This window comes from Geobacillus kaustophilus (genome assembly GCF_000948285.1).
Lineage (GTDB): Bacteria > Bacillota > Bacilli > Bacillales > Anoxybacillaceae > Geobacillus > Geobacillus thermoleovorans_A.
Genome location: NZ_JYBP01000001.1, coordinates 43,184 through 62,175 on the forward strand (window position 1 = coordinate 43,184; position 18,992 = coordinate 62,175).

At 54.9% G+C, this 18,992-nt stretch carries 14 protein-coding genes and 5 pseudogenes; 7 read left to right on the top strand and 12 right to left on the bottom strand.

Translation table 11 applies throughout. From position 1 onward, the window contains the following. Window positions 1–18 precede the first annotated feature (18 nt). Window positions 19–1,320 (top strand): sensor histidine kinase, encoded by a 1,302-nt coding sequence (locus LG52_RS00235; protein WP_331436697.1) that lies wholly within the window; start codon window positions 19–21, stop codon window positions 1,318–1,320. 65 nt (window positions 1,321–1,385) lie between these two features. Then, window positions 1,386–1,850: a DinB family protein gene (locus LG52_RS00240; protein WP_044730386.1), complete on the top strand. Its 465-nt coding sequence runs from the start codon at window positions 1,386–1,388 to the stop codon at window positions 1,848–1,850. Between the two features lie 84 nt (window positions 1,851–1,934). On the opposite strand, the pseudogene LG52_RS00245 reads toward LG52_RS00240, so the two are convergent. From LG52_RS00245 to LG52_RS20955, 3 pseudogenes are all read right to left on the bottom strand, one after another. After that, window positions 1,935–2,384, bottom strand: a pseudogene (locus LG52_RS00245) (DsbA family oxidoreductase); the annotation flags it as partial. 67 nt (window positions 2,385–2,451) lie between these two features. Continuing rightward, window positions 2,452–3,603, bottom strand: a pseudogene (locus LG52_RS00250) (RNA-guided endonuclease TnpB family protein). Between the two features lie 6 nt (window positions 3,604–3,609). After that, a pseudogene (locus LG52_RS20955) lies at window positions 3,610–3,678 on the bottom strand (IS200/IS605 family transposase); the annotation flags it as partial. Window positions 3,679–3,753: 75 nt separating this feature from the next. Here LG52_RS20955 and LG52_RS20875 point away from each other — a divergent pair. Then, window positions 3,754–3,900 (top strand): annotated as a pseudogene (locus tag LG52_RS20875) (DoxX family protein); the annotation flags it as partial. A 118-nt stretch (window positions 3,901–4,018) separates the two neighbouring features. Here LG52_RS20875 and LG52_RS00255 read toward each other — a convergent pair. From LG52_RS00255 to LG52_RS00280, 6 genes are all read right to left on the bottom strand, one after another. Further along, on the bottom strand, window positions 4,019–5,230 hold the full coding sequence (locus LG52_RS00255) for an iron-containing alcohol dehydrogenase (RefSeq protein WP_044730387.1): 1,212 nt from the start codon (window positions 5,228–5,230) through the stop codon (window positions 4,019–4,021). A gap of 15 nt (window positions 5,231–5,245) precedes the next feature. Then, on the bottom strand, window positions 5,246–6,787 hold the full coding sequence (locus tag LG52_RS00260) for an aldehyde dehydrogenase family protein (protein ID WP_044730421.1): 1,542 nt from the start codon (window positions 6,785–6,787) through the stop codon (window positions 5,246–5,248). A gap of 36 nt (window positions 6,788–6,823) precedes the next feature. Beyond that, window positions 6,824–7,714: a R2-like ligand-binding oxidase gene (locus LG52_RS00265; protein ID WP_044730388.1), complete on the bottom strand. Its 891-nt coding sequence runs from the start codon at window positions 7,712–7,714 to the stop codon at window positions 6,824–6,826. 389 nt (window positions 7,715–8,103) lie between these two features. Beyond that, window positions 8,104–9,264: an acyl-CoA dehydrogenase family protein gene (locus LG52_RS00270; protein ID WP_044730389.1), complete on the bottom strand. Its 1,161-nt coding sequence runs from the start codon at window positions 9,262–9,264 to the stop codon at window positions 8,104–8,106. Then, window positions 9,236–11,299: a sigma-54-dependent Fis family transcriptional regulator gene (locus tag LG52_RS00275; RefSeq protein ID WP_044730390.1), complete on the bottom strand. Its 2,064-nt coding sequence runs from the start codon at window positions 11,297–11,299 to the stop codon at window positions 9,236–9,238. The genes LG52_RS00270 and LG52_RS00275 overlap by 29 nt, the downstream gene beginning before the upstream one ends. 75 nt (window positions 11,300–11,374) lie before the next feature. Further along, on the bottom strand, window positions 11,375–11,689 hold the full coding sequence (locus LG52_RS00280) for a hypothetical protein (protein ID WP_231584406.1): 315 nt from the start codon (window positions 11,687–11,689) through the stop codon (window positions 11,375–11,377). A 115-nt stretch (window positions 11,690–11,804) separates the two neighbouring features. On the opposite strand from LG52_RS00280, the gene LG52_RS00285 reads away from it, so the two are divergent. From LG52_RS00285 to LG52_RS00300, 4 genes and pseudogenes are all read left to right on the top strand, one after another. Further along, on the top strand, window positions 11,805–12,605 hold the full coding sequence (locus LG52_RS00285) for an ABC transporter ATP-binding protein (protein ID WP_044730391.1): 801 nt from the start codon (window positions 11,805–11,807) through the stop codon (window positions 12,603–12,605). Continuing rightward, window positions 12,602–13,529, top strand: a pseudogene (locus LG52_RS00290) (iron-hydroxamate ABC transporter substrate-binding protein). The gene LG52_RS00285 and the pseudogene LG52_RS00290 overlap by 4 nt, the downstream one beginning before the upstream one ends. Before the next feature lie 66 nt (window positions 13,530–13,595). Continuing rightward, a complete protein-coding gene (locus LG52_RS00295; RefSeq protein WP_044730392.1) occupies window positions 13,596–14,603 on the top strand; it encodes a FecCD family ABC transporter permease in 1,008 nt (335 codons plus the stop codon). Continuing rightward, complete coding sequence (locus tag LG52_RS00300; protein WP_044730393.1) at window positions 14,600–15,589, top strand: FecCD family ABC transporter permease; 990 nt, start codon at window positions 14,600–14,602, stop codon at window positions 15,587–15,589. Before LG52_RS00295 ends, LG52_RS00300 begins: the two co-directional genes overlap by 4 nt. A 61-nt stretch (window positions 15,590–15,650) precedes the next feature. On the opposite strand, the gene LG52_RS00305 is transcribed toward LG52_RS00300, so the two are convergent. From LG52_RS00305 to LG52_RS00315, 3 genes are all read right to left on the bottom strand, one after another. Next, window positions 15,651–16,259, bottom strand: a complete 609-nt coding sequence (locus LG52_RS00305; protein WP_044730394.1) for a DedA family protein — start codon at window positions 16,257–16,259, stop codon at window positions 15,651–15,653. Window positions 16,260–16,492: 233 nt separating this feature from the next. Further along, a complete protein-coding gene (locus tag LG52_RS00310) occupies window positions 16,493–17,731 on the bottom strand; it encodes a Glu/Leu/Phe/Val family dehydrogenase (protein WP_044730395.1) in 1,239 nt (412 codons plus the stop codon). Window positions 17,732–17,757: 26 nt separating this feature from the next. Beyond that, window positions 17,758–18,957 (bottom strand): ornithine--oxo-acid transaminase, encoded by a 1,200-nt coding sequence (locus tag LG52_RS00315; protein WP_044730422.1) that lies wholly within the window; start codon window positions 18,955–18,957, stop codon window positions 17,758–17,760. Between the last annotated feature and the right edge of the window lie 35 nt (window positions 18,958–18,992).

Consider the following 18,992-nt stretch of genomic DNA (forward strand, 5'->3'; position numbering starts at 1 on the left):
CGTAAGCTGTTTCTTTCGATGGCCGCCCTTATTATCGGCATGGGAATCATGTTTTCCCTCATCATCAAGGTAGTCGTCGTCGATATACTGGACGTGGTGCTAAAGGTGGATCGAAGCCAAGAAATGAAAGAGCTGTCGAACATATTTTCCTATTATTATGAAACACATCATCACTCTTGGAACGGTATCCAACATATCCAACTGGATACGACTATCATGAACAGACACGAACAGGCTGGGGTGGTCCTTTTGTCCCTCGAGGGCGAACAACTATATGCGGCAGGAGAGATTCCTGCGTCATGGATGATTGGACTAGGGATCTCGACCAAAGTAAAAGCACATGGAAAAACAATAGCGTTTTTGCATTATTATGACCGTGAGGTCGGAAATATGGCTAAAGTGCGGCGGGGGATCACGAGTTCTGTCACCACATTATCCTTGCTTAGCGCCGCCGTGTTGGTGTTTCTTTCTCTCTTCATCGCCTTTTGGCTGTCAAAACGGCTCACGGCGCCGCTTAAGTTGCTTATTTACGCGATTGACCGCCTTGGAAAAGGCGAATTCGGCGTTCAGGCGCCGATGATCACTAAGGATGAATACGGAAAAGTCGCTCAAACGTTCAACGAGATGTCCAAGCAGTTGCAACAAGCAGAGGAAGTTCGACGGCGTCTGGTGGCCGATGTTGCTCATGAACTGCGAACACCTCTAACGATCCTCCGCGGAAAACTCGATTGGTTTCAGCAACAACGCCGCCCTATTGAGCCCGAGAGGCTGTTGCCGCTGCAGGATGAGTTAATCCGGCTGACCCGTCTCGTAGAGGATTTGCATCAACTGTCGTTAGCCGAGGCTGGCAAACTGCCGCTCGAACGGAAACCAACGAATATGGAGAGCCTTTTGCAACAGCTCATCGAGCGGGTAGCTCCCAGCGCCGAAGAAAAAAACATTCGTATCCATCTGACTTGTTCGGCCAATCACACAACGATTTGGGTCGATCCACACCGCATTACCCAAGTATTCCTAAACTTGCTGGTCAATGCGATCCGCTATACTCCTGAAGGTGGGATGGTGAACGTGGGGATCGATGAAGAACCCGCTGTGTTGCAAATTGCCGTTTCAGATACAGGCATCGGCATTGCGCCGGAGCATTTGCCTTTTTTGTTCGATCGATTTTACCGCGCGGATGAAGCCAGAACGCGAAATCGAGGCGGAACGGGATTGGGGCTGGCCATCGCCAAAGAATTCGTATTGGCTCACGGCGGAACAATCGATGTCGATAGCACCCCCGGCCAAGGGACCACCTTTCGGGTCAAGCTTCCCCGCTGACGATAGAGAAGATGTTTATGGTAGAATGGAAAACAGAAATTCAATAACCAAAAGGAGGAATAACCATGTCCCGCGCAAAGAAATGGGTGCAATATTTCCTTTCGCATCGCCTTGTCACGATGGAACTGATCAACAAAATCGATGAAGCGCATTATGATTACAAGCCGACGCCGACGTCGATGACAGCGAAACAGCTGGCGACGCATATGCTGTTTAGCTTTTACAACTTCGCCAACACCGCGAAACACGGCGACCCGGCGCTGTTCCGGCAAAAAATCGAGGATCCAGAGACGAATTTGGCCAAGCTGGCGGAAACGTATACGGAAAAAACGAAACAGCTGCTCGAATCGATGAGCGATGACGATTTCGATCGGACGCTCGATTTAACCGCCATCTTTGGCACGCAAATGTCCGCGGCGCAGTTCCTGCAATTGGCGATGGACCACGAAATCCATCATAAAGGCCAGCTGTTCGTCTACGTCCGCGGCATGGGGCATACAGACTTGCCGCTGTTTGTGAAGCGGGGCTGATCTTCCCCGCTTTCGTTTCATCTACATGGGACTTCTCAAAAAAGCCGGCTAGACACCCCTAACCGGCTTTCCCTTTCATCCCCCTTAATCAATGGAGCACCCTTCGTCGGTGCACGTTCCGCCTTCATCCGCCGCCAGCGGCTGCAACGGTGACGATTTCTGCTCTTCGGCCCATACTTTCTCCAACGCCCGGCGGAACACGTCAACCGGCTGGGCCCCCGAAATGGCATATTTCCCGTTCAACACGAAAAACGGCACGCCGCGGACGCCCAACGCTGCCGCCTCTTCTTCGTCGCGGCGCACCTCTTCTGTATAACGGCCCCCGGCCAACACCTCTTCGGCTTCCATCCGGTCAAGCCCGACCGCTTCGGCGAGCGCAAGTAGCACATCGCGGTCACTGATTCGCTTCGACTCCGTAAAATAGGCATAAAACAGCAGTTCGACGACATCATTGAGCTTTCCTTTCTCCTTGGCGTATTGCGCCAAACGATGGGCGTCAAACGTATTCGTCGGCTTCATCGTTTCAAAGCGAAACTTGACACTCCACACGCCTAAAGGGCGTGGGATTCTTGGGTCGTTCGCGTCCTCATCCATTTCTGGTTCAGACAACGCCCAAGTTCAGGGGTGTGTCATCACCCCGTCCCATCGGGTTAAGATGTACCCCAATGGGCGGCGCACCTGTGACCAGTGCGCTAGGTTGGGCGGCGAAGCCCGAAATCGCTTTGGCGATGTTGATCGCGCCATTCAAGTCGGCGTGGATGGTGTATCCGCACTTTTGGCATCGGAAGTGGATGCCGTTTCGGTTCGCTTTCTCCCGATGCCCGCATCGGCATGTTTGACTGGTGTAGGTCGGATTCACCCACTCCACCCGAATGCCCGCCATTTCGGCTTTGTAGGCAATCATCGTTTGCAGTTGATGGAACGCCCATGAATGAAGACTTCGTCCCGCTTCTTTGGCCGAAGCGGCTCGTTTCCGAATCCCCGCCAAATCTTCCATCCGAATCACGCCAACACCGTTGGCAAGGGCAAAACGGACGATTTGACGGCTGATTTTATGGTTCATATCCTTCATCCAGCGGGACTCTTTATCGCCGATTTTGCGAATCATATGAAGCTTCTTCGCTTGGCCCAACGTTCGCCGCAAAGCCGCATATCGCCGGCGCACAAAGGCGCATTGGCTCCCTTTGAAAAACCACGATTTCGTCCCCACGCTGGCAACGGCGATATAGCGAAGGCCAACGTCAACCCCCATCACCTTTGTTTCGTGCCGCGGCTTGACTTCAAATGCGACCGCGATCGCCAAGCACCATTTCTTTCGCTTTTTGTAGAGCTTGGCCGCCCCTTGTTTGGCGGTTCCATGGATCAGCCGATCCAGCCATGCTTCTTGATAGGGGCGCGTGACGACAGGCACGCCAATTCGCTTCTCCAGTGTGGGGAAGGAAACCGTGTAGAACGCTCCTTTCTTTTCCACCTTTATGTTTTGATTGTTAAAGCAACACCAAAATGTTCGGAACTTCTTTGCCTTTTGTTTTTTCTTTTGGGACTTTACTTCTCGAATCGTTTGATTCGCGATAGCAGAAGGAAACTTTTGTGACGAAAAGTCTTTGAATATCTTGCTCGTCGCTTTGTTTCATTCAGGATGATGCCATAGCCAATTCGCAAATTCTGTGTTCCATTCTGTCATTCGCTCGTACATTTCCTGCTTGGCTTTCGTTGGGTTGTGCCGTTCCAGCCTGAGTGTGATCGTGGGCATGGATTCACCCCTTTTCTTTTGAGATTCCACATAACGTTTGATGGTTTCGCTTGATACATTTCCTGCTGTACTCATGACTATATCAGTTCGATGAATGAACTGCAACACGCTTCATCCCACCCCTAAAGGAGTAGGCTTTCGCGCGGGATTTCTGTAAAAGCTGACGCCGGCTTGTTCGGCAACGGCCGGGAAACGGGCTATGAATTCAACCTCGCCTTGCTCGCCATGTCGACTTATTTATGGTTAAACGGCAGCCGGCTTTGGTCGTTAGACACTGTCATCGGGCGGCCACGGGGCTGGACGATCGACACAAAAGCGGGTGTCCCACAAGGAGCGGGACACCTTTTTCTACCTATAGATGAAAGGGAATCTGTTTATAGCGCCAAATCCCATTCCTGCTTTTCGACATGCTGCTTCATCCTTTTTCCACTGCCAGCTTGACGACGCGCTCGCCGATGGCCTGAATCAACTCAGGCAGCATCGGGAAGCTGACCGCGGCCGGGTCAGAGGCCACCGCTGGGATGGTGGCCGCAAATTGCTCCGCCGTGATCGGGTAGTCGGCAAAATCGGCCGGCAGCCCGATGTCATCGCGCAACCCACGAATGCGCTCGATCGCTTTGGCCAGCAGCACATCGGCCCCTTGACCGTGATCATGAAGGCCAAGCGCTTCAGCCAACAACTTTGCCTTTGGCAAATACAAATCCGGAATCGCTTCCATCACGACCGGCAAAAAGACGGCGTTCGCCAATCCATGCGGGATGCGGAACATCGCCCCGTACGCATGGGCGAAATTATGCACCGGGATGGCGTTTAACGCAAAGCTGAATGCGGTAATGCCAAGCAAACTCGCCTGCAGCATCTCCGAGCGGGCGCGAATGTTCCCGCCGTCGTGAACCGCTATCGGCAAGTAGTCGCGAATCAGGCGGATCGCCTGCAAGGCGCACGCATCGGTAATGGCGGTCGCCGTCGGCGAGGCGAGCGCCTCAATGGCATGGGTGAGCGCATCCATGCCGGTGAACGCCGTCACCTTCGGCGGCAGCCCGACCGTTAAATCAGGATCCAAGACGGCGACGTCGGCATTGATAAACGGATTGATGATGTTCGTTTTCAACCGCAGCTCTTCATTATAAATGACTGCAATCGGTGACACTTCCGACCCCGTGCCGGCTGTCGTCGGAATGGCGATGTGCGGGATCGGCATGAATTGCGCCTGCGGGAACGACTCGTACCGCAGCCCGCCTGGAATCGCCTCTTTAATATCGCGCAACCCTTTAAACAGGGCGTATTTCACCCCTTTGGCCGTATCAAGCACGCTGCCGCCGCCGACGGCCAACAAGGCGTCCGCCCCGACCTCGCGTGCATAGCGCACCGCTTCATTGACGCATTCGCTCTCCGCATCCTGGCGAATATCTAAAAAGATGCCGGCGAGCTCCGGTCCCATCCCGTTCGTTGTCAGCGGAAAGATGTCAGCCACTTTCTCAACGACCCCGGCCTGCTCAAGCCCACGGTCGGAAAGCAATAGCACCCGTTTCGCCCCCAACCCGCGGAACAAGTCCGGCATGAGCGCCCGAGCGTTCGAGCCGGTATAAATGGCGGTGCGCAGCCAAAAGTTCGCTAACGTCGTCATGTTCCGAATCCCCCTTTACTTTTTCATCATGGCGTGCAGGCGAGAAAACAGCACTTGATACCATTTCCGCTTCTCAAGCTCCGGCACCATCGACGTATGCACATGCTTCAGCTGCGTGTAGGCATCAAGCGAATATTTGCCCATTTCGCGCCCGATGCCGCTTTGCTTGTAACCGCCAAATGGCGCGTCATTGCGAAGCATATGCCAGTCATTGATCCAGACGACGCCAGCCCGCAGGCGTCCGGCGATGGCGTACGCCTTGTTGACGTCGCGCGTCCAGACGCCGGCCGCAAGCCCGTAGGTCGTATCGTTCGCCATCGCCACCGCCTCTTCCACGTCATGGTAGCGAATGACCGACAACACCGGGCCGAAAATCTCTTCTTGGGCGATTTTCATGTCATTCGTGACATTCGTAAAAATCGTCGGCGCGACAAAATGGCCGCCTTCACAGCCAGGCACTTCCACTTCATGGCCGCCGCATACAACGGCCGCTCCTTCTTGCTTCCCGGTTTCAATATAGGAGAGCACCGTTTCTTTTTGCCGGTGGGAGATAACCGGTCCGACATCGGTCGCCGGGTCGAGCGGATGGCCGATGCGAAGTGTTTTTGTCAGCGCGACAAGCCGCTCGACCACTTCATCATGGAGCCGATCGGGCACAAACAGCCTTGTTCCCGATTCGCACAGCTGGCCGGAGTGCAAAAAGACGCCAAACAAACTGCCGGGAACGGCAAGCTCCAAATCGGCATCATCAAGCAAAATGTTCGGCGACTTGCCGCCGAGTTCAAGCGTCACGTTTTTCACCGTTTCCGCCGCCAGCGCCATAATGCGGCGGCCGACCTCGGTTGAACCGGTAAACGCCACTTTATCGACTTGCGGATGGCGGACAAGCGCCTCACCGACGTCGGCGCCCGAGCCGGCCACCACGTTGATGACCCCCGGGGGCACAAAGGACGAAATGATTTCCGCCAGCTTCAGCGCTGACAGCGGTGTGTAGCTCGCCGGCTTCACGACGATCGTATTGCCCGCCGCCAGCGCCGGTGCAATTTTCCACGAGGCGATCATGAGCGGCAAGTTCCACGGCGTAATCGCCGCACAAACCCCGATCGGCTCGCGCCAAACAACGTTATGCGCCGGGCCGGGAAACGGCGGAATCGGCAGCGTTTCCGAAAACGGGTACTCTTCAACGATGTTCGCCATCGTTTGGAACAGATCGATCGTCTGCAAAATATCGATCGAGCTGATGCGACGGATCGTCCCCCCGCTCGAGATCGCTTCCAAATAGGCGAGCTCTTGGGCGTTGGCGGCAATGGACTGGGCGATCGCGTTCAGCACGCGCGCCCGTTCTTTCGGTTTCATCGCCTTCCAATCGGTCTCATCAAACGCCTTGCGCGCCGCTTGCACCGCCCGGTCGACATCGTCCGCTGTCGCCTTTGCGACAGTCGCCACCATCTCTCCGGTCGCCGGATTGTATACGTGAAACGTTTCCCCGCTTGTTGACGGCTGCCATTCGCCGTTAATAAAGAGTGGGAAATGTTGCACTTGCACGTGAGTGGTCATGACGATTTCTCCCTTCCTTTTTTCGACTCTCAACATCTAGCCAACGTTTTCGCTTTCCTCAAGACCGAACAGCTCCTCAAACGACTTCTCCTGCGCCTTTTTCAGCACGTCCATCCTCGCTGCCAGTTGGCGGGCGGTGAAATTCATAATGTCAGCGTAGTAGTCAGGGCCGAAAATGGAATCGTGGGCCGCCGCTTCCTCGTTGAGTTTTACTGCAAGCGGTGCGAGCTGCTCCATCTTTTTCATCACAACTTCCAGAAGATACGGATGCTCACGGATCAGCCGCTGAAGCAAAAACGTCCCGTAGGCGATGTGGCGCGACTCGTCTTTTTTCAAATAGCCGATCCCTTTCAACAACCCAGGCATGGCGCCCATTTGCTCAAGCGATTTGTAAAAGCCGTAATACCCCGTTTCCGCCAGCACCCCTTCGACAAACATGTTGTACACGACCGAGGCCTCGGCAATGGCCTCTGGGGACGAATCATGTTCAAGCCGCCCCATCGCTGACGGCAAAATCTCGTTAAAAATCGTATGGTATGTCTCGGAATGGTAATGGGACAAATCTTCTTTGACGCCGATCGCATTGAGCACAAGGCGGAAAAACTCGGTATGTTTCGCCTCCTCAAACAAAAAGGTGGTTAAGTACATCTCCTCCTCAATCCGTCCTTCTTTGGCGACAACCATCAAAAGCGGCAACAAATCACGCGTCACCGCCTCTTCCCCGGCTTGAAACTGGGCAATGAGCCGCAAAATTCCGTCCTTCATCTGAACAGGGAGCGTCTCCCAATCTTTCTCATCTTGCGTCAAGTCAATATCAGCTGGATTCCACACCCCTAACTTTTTGGCCTTTTGGTAAAGCCGAAACGGAAACGAATCTTCCTGCAGCCCGCGGCTGCCTGTAGTGACCAACGGCTGAGCCCGCCGCACGCTCACCACTCCTTTGCTATTTGTTTGAATGTTGATTGGATGTTGCACATCTGGATGAATGGCCGTGAGGATAATCAATTTTTGTAAGGGCTTACAAATAGACTGTTGCGACAATCGGCAGGTTGCTGGCAAAGAGGCAAGTTGTACAAATGACCGAAGCATTGTGAATAGTCACTCATTTTCTCTCATTCTAGCAATCTTCTTTTTCTTTCGTCAACGAAAAGCGAATGACATTTTCCGACAATAACAGTGAAAAAAACGGGGGGGTGTCCCAAAAGGATCGGGACACCCTTGCTCATCACCATATATCGCCACGAAACAATGAATCATGAGTAATATGTTGTATTTCGTTTGAGAGGAATGACGCTTTTGGGTCAGCCTCATTTCGTTTATACCCGCACTTTTCCGTATTCTCTCCGCAGTTCACTCGCGATGATGTTGCGCTGGATTTCCGAGGTGCCTTCGTAAATTTTCGTGATGCGGGCGTCGCGGAAGTAGCGTTCGATCGGGTAGTCTTTCATGTAGCCGAGGCCGCCGTGGATTTGTACGGCCATATCAGCGATTTTGTTGTACACTTCCGAGCCGAACAGTTTGGCGATGGCCGCTTCTTTGACGACACGCATCTTTTGATCGACCATCCAGGCGACGCGATAGACGGTCGAGCGAAGCACTTCGATCAACATGCTCATGTCCGCCAGCATATGCTGGATGGCTTGCTGCTCGATGATCGGCTTGCCGAACTGTTCGCGCTGTTCGGCGTATTCCATGCAGTATTCGAGCAGGCGGACGCAGGAGCCGAGATTGCGGGCGGCGAGACCCGCACGGCCGTTGGCGAGGATTTTGAGAGCGTTGACATACCCCTCGCCTTCTTTTCCGAGCACGTTTTCGACCGGTACTTCTAGATTATCAAAAAACAGCTCGGCCGAGTGCGAACCGCGCAGCCCCATTTTCCGCTCCACTTTTCCTACGATAAAACCGGGAAAATCTTTTTCGACGATAAACGAGGTGATGCCTTTCGGACCTTTCGACGGGTCGGTCACGGCCATGACGGTAAAGACATGGGCGTCGACGGCGTTAGTAATGTAATGTTTCGAGCCGTTAATGATGTAGCGGTCGCCTTTGCGGACGGCGGTCGTTTTGATCGCGGCGGCGTTCGAGCCGGCGTTCGGCTCGGTTAAGGCGAAGGCGCCGATCCATTCACCGGTCGCCATTTTCGGCAAGTAGCGCCGTTTTTGTTCCTCAGTGCCGAGCTCGACGATGCCGACCGTGCCGATGCCGGTATGGGCGCCGATTAATGTCGTATAGCCGTTGTGCGTTTTGCCGAGCTCTTCGTAAATGGCGCATTTGCCGACCATCGACAAGCCGAGGCCTCCATACTCTTCGGGAATGCTTAAGCCGAACAGCCCCATGTCTTTCGATTTTTCAATAATATCTTTCGGAATTTGGTCGTTTTCTTCAATGTCCATTGCCGCCGGCTCAACGACCTCTCTCACAAATCGGCGGACATTTTCTTTTAAAAATTCAATCTCGTCTGACAATATAAAATCCATCCTCTTCCCCTCCCGATGATTGGATTCTATATTTTTGCGCCTTGCGCACGAGTGTCGACGCATCGACGCCTAACAGCTTGGCCGCCCGCCGATACGTACGCGCGCGACGGAGCGCCTTGATGATGAGCTGCCGCTCGACGTCCGCCACTGCTTGTTTGAGCGGGACGATCTCGCCGACTGACGCCGGATTGGCGGCCGACAGCGGCTCGAGGTGAAGCCATTTCGCCACATGGTCTTCGTCAACGACGGGCGCGGCAGACGTTACAAACATGCGCTCGATAGCGTTGACGAGCTCGCGGACGTTCCCGGGCCAATGGTAGTCCATCATCGCCGCCAGCGCCCCGTCAGTAAAGATGAGCGGCTTTTGATACTTTTCCGCAAACTGCTTTCGATAATGGTCGACTAAGAGCGGGATGTCTTCTTTCCGGTCGCGCAGAGGCGGAATAGCGATCGGCATGACGTTCAGCCGGTAAAACAAATCGGCGCGGAACCGCCCGGCGGCGACCAGCTCTTCAAGCGGCTTGTTCGTCGCGGCGATGATGCGGACATCGATCTGTTTGGGCGCCTCAGCCCCCAGGCGCATAATTTCCATCGACTGAAGCACACGAAGGAGCTTTACTTGCAGATGGAGCGGGATTTCGCTGATTTCATCGAGAAAAATCGTCCCGCCATCCGCCTGCTCAAAGTAGCCTTTTTTCCCTTTTTTCGCCGCTCCTGTGAATGCGCCCGGCTCATAGCCGAACAGCTCGGACTCCATCAGCGTCTCCGGAATCGCCCCGCAGTTCACTTTCACAAACGGACGGCCGCTGCGCGTGCTCTGCTTCCAGATGAAGTTCGCCAGCTCTTCTTTTCCGGTGCCCGACTCTCCCGTCAGGAGCACAGTGACATCCACAGCCGCTGCCTGACGGGCGATGGCGACAACGTGCGCCATCGCCGGCGCCCGGTAAATAAGGCCATCGCCTTCCTGTCGGCTTAATGTATGAAGGAGCCGTTTCGTCTCCTCAAGTTCAGCGCGAAGCTGTTCCATCTCGGTCATGTCTTTGACGTACACGACAACCCGCTCGCCCCGGCCGCCTTCCTCGATGATCGGCACCGCGGAGACGATCAACGTGTTGCCGGTTTCTGGCCCTTGATGAAGCATTGAGCACGGCTGGCAGCGATCAAGCGCCTGGCGCACAACTTGGTCGAGCGGGGCGGGGATGCGCCCTTGTCCCGCATCTGGGAACAGGGCGGCCCATTTTTGATTTTGCCGGATGATTGCCCCGTGGCGATTCGTGATGGCGATGCCGTCGCCCGCCGCATCCATCACCGTCTGCAGCTCGTTGGCGATGCGCTTCACTGTCTCGAGCTCGCTCGAGATGAATTCGATCTCGGAAATGTCTTGAAACACCCCGACAGCGCCGACGACCTTCCCACCGTCGATAATCGGCGACCGATTCGTAATATAGACGCGCTTGCCGACTCGGTACTTTTCCGTACACCCTTGGCCGGTGCGCACGACATCGAGCAAGCCGGACGGAACGACGACATCGGTCAACAACCGGCCGAGCGCTTCTTCTTTCGTTGTCCGCGCCATCCGTTCCGCCGCCGGATTGATCGAGGTAATCCGCCCTTGGGCATCGATCGACAAAATGCCGTTATGGGCGGCGTTGAACATGGCTTCCAGCTGTTTTAAGCGAAGGCGGGACGCTTTTTCCTGCGCCGCCAAATACTGCTCTTTTGTCAACAGACCGGCCAGGCGGCCGCTCTCATCAACGACGGCGCGGAGCGGACTGCCGCCAAACGCGATCTCCTCAAGGCGCGCATGGGCCGGAAGCGGCTGCGGCGGCCGCATCACCTCACGAACCGTTTTGTGCCCCTGCGCGAGACCAAACAGCACATCCTCGGCCGCCACCACCCCTACCATTTCCCCTTCGCTGTCGCATGCGACGGCCCCAGCAATCCCGTGCTCGGCCAACGTACGGGCCGCCTGCTCAAGGGAATCGCTTTCCAAAACAGCAACGGTTGTTTTCCACATGATGTCTTCTATCGTCATCCCCCATCCCCCTGTCTCGCCTTCACTTTGTTTTGAAAAGCAAACTGCGTGCCAACAAACCAAGTGTCTTATTATTCAGAAAAATACACCTCCATCATCCACCGTACCAAATCTTCCGTTGCAAAACAACAACGTTTTGTTGCAAAAAAACAATAAATATACAGAATGTGTTGTGTTTTTGCCATTCAGACAGCCGGAATCGTTGCGTTTTCGCAACAGTATGGCGCCAGACGATCGCGGCGCAAAGGCCGGGCTTTCAGAGGCCGCACCCGCCGTATGGCGGTCAAGTTCCGGCGTGGGATGCAGCGATAGGCCTGCGAAATATAGTCCAGTGTTCTCTTTGCGGCAGGAGAGCCGCGGCAAACCTTGTCCGACCTCTCTTTTTTCCATAATAAAACTTGCTTTTTTGATGAGAAAATTCATTGTCTTTTTTAATGAATTGGTTATAATTAAGATTATGAATGATATTGATTTTCATTTTCTTAGTTCAAAAGGAGGTGGCCGCATGGTCCGCTTATACGCCGAGAATTTGACCGTCCGCTACGATGACCGGACGATTTTCGAACATTTGTCCGTCCGCATTCCCGACCGGCAAATCACCGCCATTATCGGGCCGAACGGATGCGGGAAATCGACGCTGCTGAAGACGTTGTCGCGCATCCTTTCTCCACAGTCCGGCGCGGTCATTTTAGACGGCCAAGCGATTTCGCAGCAACCGACGAAAGAGCTGGCCAAAAAAATGGCCATTTTGCCGCAGACGCCTGAAGCGGCAAGCGGATTAACGGTCGCCGAACTCGTCTCGTACGGCCGCTTCCCGTATCAAAAAGGGTTTGGCCGCCTGACGAAACAAGACTACGAAGCGATCGACTGGGCGCTTCACGTGACGAAAACAGCCGACTTAAAACACCGGCCGGTCGATGCGCTCTCCGGCGGGCAGCGGCAGCGCGTCTGGATCGCCATGGCGCTCGCCCAGGAGACGGACATCATCTTTTTGGACGAACCGACGACGTACTTGGACATCGCCCACCAACTTGAAGTGCTCGAGCTGCTGGAGCGGCTGAACAAGGAGGAAGGGCGGACGATCGTCATGGTGCTTCATGACATCAACCAGGCGGCCCGTTTTGCCGACTATATCATCGCTATGAAAGCAGGAGCCATCATCAAGTCCGGGCGGAGCGAAGACGTTATCCGCCGCAAAGTGCTCCGCGACGTGTTCGGCATTGACGCCGACATCGGCCGCGATCCGCGGACGAACAAACCCGTTTGTTTCACCTATCATTTGCTTAAGGAGGCTTATTCATCATGAGGAAAACATGGCTTGCATTGTTGCTTCTTTTTGCGCTTGTGCTGAGCGCATGCGGCAACACAGCGAACAACAACAAGGAAAACAACACGTCCCCGGGTGAAAAAAAAACCAGAAACGATTACGTATCAATCGGAAAACGGACCGGTGGAAGTGCCGACTGATCCGAAGCGTGTCGTCGTCTTATCGACGTTTGCCGGGCATGTGCTGGCCTTGGATGTCCCTGTTGTCGGCGTGGATTCGTGGTCGAAAATGAGCCCGCTTTTTCAAGAAAAACTGAAAGATGCCGAAGTCGTGACCGATGAAGACATTGAAAAAATTATGGCATTAAAACCGGACTTAATTATTGGATTATCCAATACGAAAAACGTCGACAAGCTCAGCAAAATCGCGCCGACCGTCACTTTTACATATGGGAAGGTCGATTATTTGACACAGTTTTTGGAAATCGGCAAACTGTTGAATAAAGAAAAAGAAGCGAAAGCGTGGATCGACGACTTTAAACAACGGGCGCAACAAGCCGGGGAAGAAATCCGGGCCAAAATTGGGGAAAACGCGACCGTTACTGTAGCCGAAAACTTTGATAAGCAGCTATATGTCTTTGGCAACAACTGGGCGCGCGGCACCGAGATTTTGTATCAAGAAATGAAGCTGAAAATGCCGAAAAAAGTGGAAGAACAGGCGCTCAAACCGGGCTACTATGCCGTTTCCCTTGAAGCGCTCCCGCAGTTTGTCGGCGATTATCTCATCTTAAGCAAAAACGGGGACGGCGACACATCGTTTATGGAGACGAACACGTTCAAAAACATCCCTGCTGTGAAAAACGGCCATATGTTTGTCGCCGATGCGAAGGCATTTTATTTCAACGACCCGATTACGTTGGATTACCAGCTCGATTTCTTTCAAAAACACTTTTTAGGCCAATGACGAAGAGACGGGGCGTTCACCGAAGTGAGTGTCCCGTCCTTTCTTATGTCAAAGGGGGAGTCACCAATGGATGCAGACCGCCGGCGTTGGCCGTTTCGCTATACGTTTGTTCTGTCGCTTGGCCTGCTTGTCGCTGTTTGGTTTGGCTCGATGCGAGTCGGCGTCGCCGATACGACATGGAGCGACGTATGGCGGGCGTTGTTTTCCGATCAACAAGGCAAACAGCTTGATCTCATTCGCGAGCTCCGCTTGCCGCGCGAAACGGCGGCCGCCTTTGTCGGCGCCGGCCTTGCCGTCGCCGGGGCGATCATGCAGGGGATGACGCGCAACCCGCTCGCCGATCCGGGGCTTCTTGGCCTCACCGCTGGGGCGAACGCGGCGTTGGCCATGACGATGTCCTTTTTCCCTTCCGCCCATTATCTGTTGATCACGGTCGCCTGTTTGCTTGGTGCGGCCGTCGGGGCAGGGGCCGTCTTTGGCATCGGTGCCATGCGCCAAGGCGGGTTTTCTCCGCTGCGCATCGTCCTGGCCGGCTCGGCGGTCTCGGCGCTTTTGTTTGCCATCGCCGAAGGGATCGGACTGTATTTCCACATTTCCAAAGACGTCTCGATGTGGACGTCAGGCGGAGTGGCCGGTGTCTCATGGAAACAGCTGGCCGTTGGCGTCCCGCTCATTGCAATCGGTCTGGCTATTGCCGTTTCGTATGTGCGACCGCTGACGATCCTTAGCTTAAGCGAAGACATCGCCGTCGGCGTCGGACAAAAAACAGCAGCGGTGAAAATGGCGCTGTTTCTGGCGGTGTTTTTGCTGACGGGGGCATCGGTCGCGATCGCCGGCAACATCACCTTTATCGGCTTAATGATTCCCCACCTCGTGCGGGGGATCACCGGCGCCGACTACCGGTTCGTCATCCCGCTGTCAGCGACTGGCGGCGCCGTCGCCATGGTGCTGGCCGACACGGCAGCTCGCACGATCCATGCGCCGTTTGAAACGCCGGTAGCCGCCATTATCGCCGTCATTGGCTTGCCGTTTTTCCTCTTCGTCGTCCGGAAACAAGGGAGGGGCTTTTCATGAGAAAACAAAGCCTTTCGCTCTTTGTCTTGCTTGCGCTGCTCATTGCCGCAACGGCAGCTATCGCCTTGGGCACCGGCGATGCGCCGCTTTCATATAACCGCATCGTCCCGACACTGTTTGGCTACGGTTCGATGGAAGAGGAACTCATTTTGTTTTCCCTTCGCCTGCCGCGCCTTTTCATCACCTTGTTGGGTGGCATGGCGCTCGCCTTATCCGGGGCCATGCTGCAAGGACTCACTCGCAATGACCTCGCCGACCCTGGCGTGCTTGGGATCAACGCCGGAGCAGGCGCAGGCGTCGCCTTGTTCTTTTTGTTTTTCCCGATTGAGGCCGGAACATTTCTTTACACCTTGCCTCTTGTTGCCTTCGCCGGAGCGCTGCTGACGGCGGCTGCCATCTATGCCGTCTCCTACAATAAAACAACCGGGCTGCAGCCGGTGTCGTTTATCTTAACCGGCGTCGGGTTTTCGATGGCGCTCTCCGGGCTGATGATCGTCCTCATTTCCGCGGCTGACCGGACGAAAGTCGATTTTATCGCCCGCTGGCTTTCCGGCAACATCTGGGGCGATGACTGGCCGTTTATTTCGGCTATGCTGCCATGGCTGGCGGCGGGCACACTGGTGGCGTTGTATCGGGCGAAGCATCTCAATATTTTGCACTTAGGCGATTCGGTTTCAATCGGGGTCGGCGTCCACGTTCGCCGCGAGCGGCTCGTGCTTATGATGACAGCTGTTGCCGTCGCGGCTGCCGCCGTCTCCGTGACGGGAGGCATCTCGTTCATCGGCTTGATGGCGCCGCATATCGCCAAAGCTATTGTCGGCCCGCGCCATGAACAGGCCATCCCGGCGGCGATGTTGATCGGCGGCTGGCTGCTGCTTGCAGCCGACACGATTGGACGCAACGCCCTCGCCGAGCCGCTCCCCGCCGGGGTCATCGTCTCCTTGATCGGCGCGCCGTATTTCATTTACTTGTTGCTAAAGCGTTGACATCCGCCGCCCGTTATGAGAACGGGTCCGAACGATGACACCCGCAAAAAAAGACGCCGGTTCATGAAACCCGGCGTCTTTTCCAAAAGCGGACAACTGCAACGGCAAGGACAATCGCGATGATGACATAGACGACTTCAGCGTACGCGCCAATCACGTCGGATACTTTCCTCCATGACTGGCCAAGAGCTGCGCCGATCGAAACAAGCGCCGTATTCCAAATCAATGTGCCGAGCACGGACAGCCAGACAAACAGCCCAATGTTCATCTTCGCCATGCCAGCCGGAATGGAAATCAAGCTGCGCACGAGCGGAATCATGCGGCCAAGAAAGACGGCCCATACCCCATAGCGCTGAAACGTCCGGTTCACCTTGGCGATGTCTTCCGGCTTCACCCGCAGCCATCCCCCCCAACGGTCGACCATCCGTTCAAGCCGCTCAACAGACAACAGCCGGCCGATTCCGTACAGCACCAATGCCCCGGCAACCGAACCGGCGGTCGCCGCCGCAATAACGCCGGGCACCGTCAAAGCCGTGTACGTCGTCATAAACCCGCCAAACGGCAAAATGACTTCCGACGGAATCGGCGGGAAAATATTCTCAAGCGCGATCATCAAAAAAATGCCGATATATCCGAATTGCTCGATAAAATCAGTGATCCAAGCCTGCATGGCGCCATTCTCTCCTTCCGCATAGCTTAATGGTATGTATGCATGTCGCTTTCCTAATCGTATGTATATGATATGGTAGTACAAAAAAATCTCCGGTGCAAAAAAGAAAAGCGGCTTGCTTTTGCTCCTCGCTATCCCCCATCACCGGCTTTATCGGCGTCTCGCAAACGAAAAGCCGCCCACCCCACGATATGAGGATGGGCGGCACGCCCCTAGCCACAACTTTCCCATGATTATACCCAACCGCGATAGCGAGCGGCTTCCGCTGTTTGGCGCAGCCCGATCATGTACGCCGCCATGCGCATATCCACACGGCGCGATTCCGCCAATTCATAGACGCGATGAAACGCGCTCGTCAATTTCTCTTTCAGCTTCTCGACGACTTCCTCCTCCGTCCAATAATAGCCTTGGTTGTTTTGCACCCATTCAAAATAGGAAACGGTCACTCCGCCGGCGCTCGCCAGCACATCGGGCACCAGCAGCACGCCCCGCTCCGTCAAGATTTTGGTCGCCTCCAGCGTCGTTGGGCCGTTGGCTGCTTCCACCACAATTTTAGCCCGAATATTCGGGGCATTGTCACGCGTAATTTGATTGGCCACCGCGGCCGGAACTAAAATATCACACTCTTTTTCCAGCAGCTCTTGATTGGTGATGACATTCTCAAACAGCGTGGTCACCGTGCCAAAACTGTCGCGGCGATCCAACAAATACGGAATATCCAGTCCGTTTGGGTCATACAATGCGCCATACGCATCGGAAATACCAATGACGCGGGCTCCAACCTCATGCAAAAACTTGGCCAAAAAACTGCCTGCATTGCCGAATCCTTGAATAATGACACGCGCTCCCTGCAACCCGATTCCCACTTTTTCCGCCGCCTCTTCGATGCAAATCGTGACCCCAAGCGCTGTTGCTTTTTCTCGGCCATGGGAGCCGCCAAGCACAAGCGGCTTGCCAGTGATAAACCCAGGCGAGTCAAACTCGCGGATGCGGCTATATTCATCCATCATCCACGCCATGATTTGCGAGTTCGTAAACACGTCCGGCGCCGGGATATCTTTGGATGGTCCCACGATCTGGCTGATCGCCCGCACATAGCCACGGCTGAGCCGCTCCAGCTCACCCATCGACATGTTCCGCGGGTCACAGACGATGCCACCTTTGCCGCCACCATACGGCAGGCCCACAATCCCGGCTTTGATCGTCATCCACATCGACAGCGCCTTGACTTCTTCCTCCGTGACGTCCGGATGGAAGCGAATGCCCCCCTTGGTGGGCCCTACGGCATCGCTATGCTGGACACGGTACCCGGTAAACACTTTCACCGTTCCGTCATCCATACGAACCGGAATGCGTACGGTGAGGACGCGCAATGGCTCTTTCAGCAGCTCATACATCTCCTCACCGTAGCCGAGTTTGGCCAGCGCCTCTTTGATCACGCGCTGGGTGGAGAGAAACATATTTTCTTCCATCGCTTTATTCGCCTCTTCGCCTCGATTTATGGACGGGACAAGACCTTCGCAATCCGCTCGAACGCCCAATCCAATTCTTCTTTCGTAATGATGAGCGGCGGTGCGAAACGGATGACCGTTTCGTGCGTTTCTTTGCAAAGCAATCCTTGCTCTTTCAGCGCCTCACAGTACGGGCGCGCCGGCACATGCAGCTCAACGCCGATAAACAAGCCGCGGCCGCGGATTTCTTTCACATCGACGTTTCGGATTTGTTTTAGTTTCGAAAGGAAGTACTCGCCAAGCTCAAGCGAACGCTCTGCCAGCCGCTCTTCTTCGATCACCTCAAGTGCGGCGATCGACACCGCGCAAGCGAGCGGATTGCCGCCGAACGTCGATCCGTGCGAGCCGGGTTCAAACACCGACAAAATATCGCGGTTGGCGACGACGCACGAAATCGGGAACACCCCGCCGCCCAACGCTTTCCCTAAAATATACATGTCAGGCACAACATCTTCCCAGTCGCAAGCAAATAACTTTCCAGTTCGCCCCAATCCCGTTTGGATTTCATCAGCGATGAACAAGACGTTGTTTGCCTTGCACACATCATACGCGGCTTTCAAAAATCCTTGCGGTGGGATGCGGATGCCGGCTTCCCCTTGGATCGGTTCGACAAGAAACGCCGCCGTATTTGGCGTGATCGCCGCCTTCAGCGCTTCGATATCCCCGTACGGGATGATTTTCACCCCTGGCAACAGCGGACCAAAACCGCGTTTATAGGCCGGTTCGGACGACAAGGACACCGCGGCGAGCGTCCGGCCGTGGAAGTTGCCTTCACAGACGATGATTTCCGCCTGATTGTCGGGGACGCCTTTCACGTCATACGCCCAGCGGCGCGCCGCCTTGAGCGCTGTTTCGACCGCCTCGGCGCCGGTGTTCATCGGCAGCACCATATCTTTTTTCGTCAACCGGCACACTTTTTCGTACCACGGGCCGAGCTGGTCGTTATGGAACGCGCGCGATGTGAGCGTCACCCGGTCAGCCTGCTTTTTCAACGCCTCAATGATTTTTGGATGGCGGTGTCCTTGGTTGACGGCTGAATACGCGCTTAACATGTCCATATAACGATTGCCTTCCGGGTCTTTCACCCATACCCCTTCGGCTTCAGAAATAACGATCGGCAGCGGATGGTAATTATGCGCTCCATATCGCTCCGTCTGTTCAATAAGCTGTTCGGACTTCGTTGCCATCATCAACCGCTCCCTTCCTTCTCTGTATTTCTTCG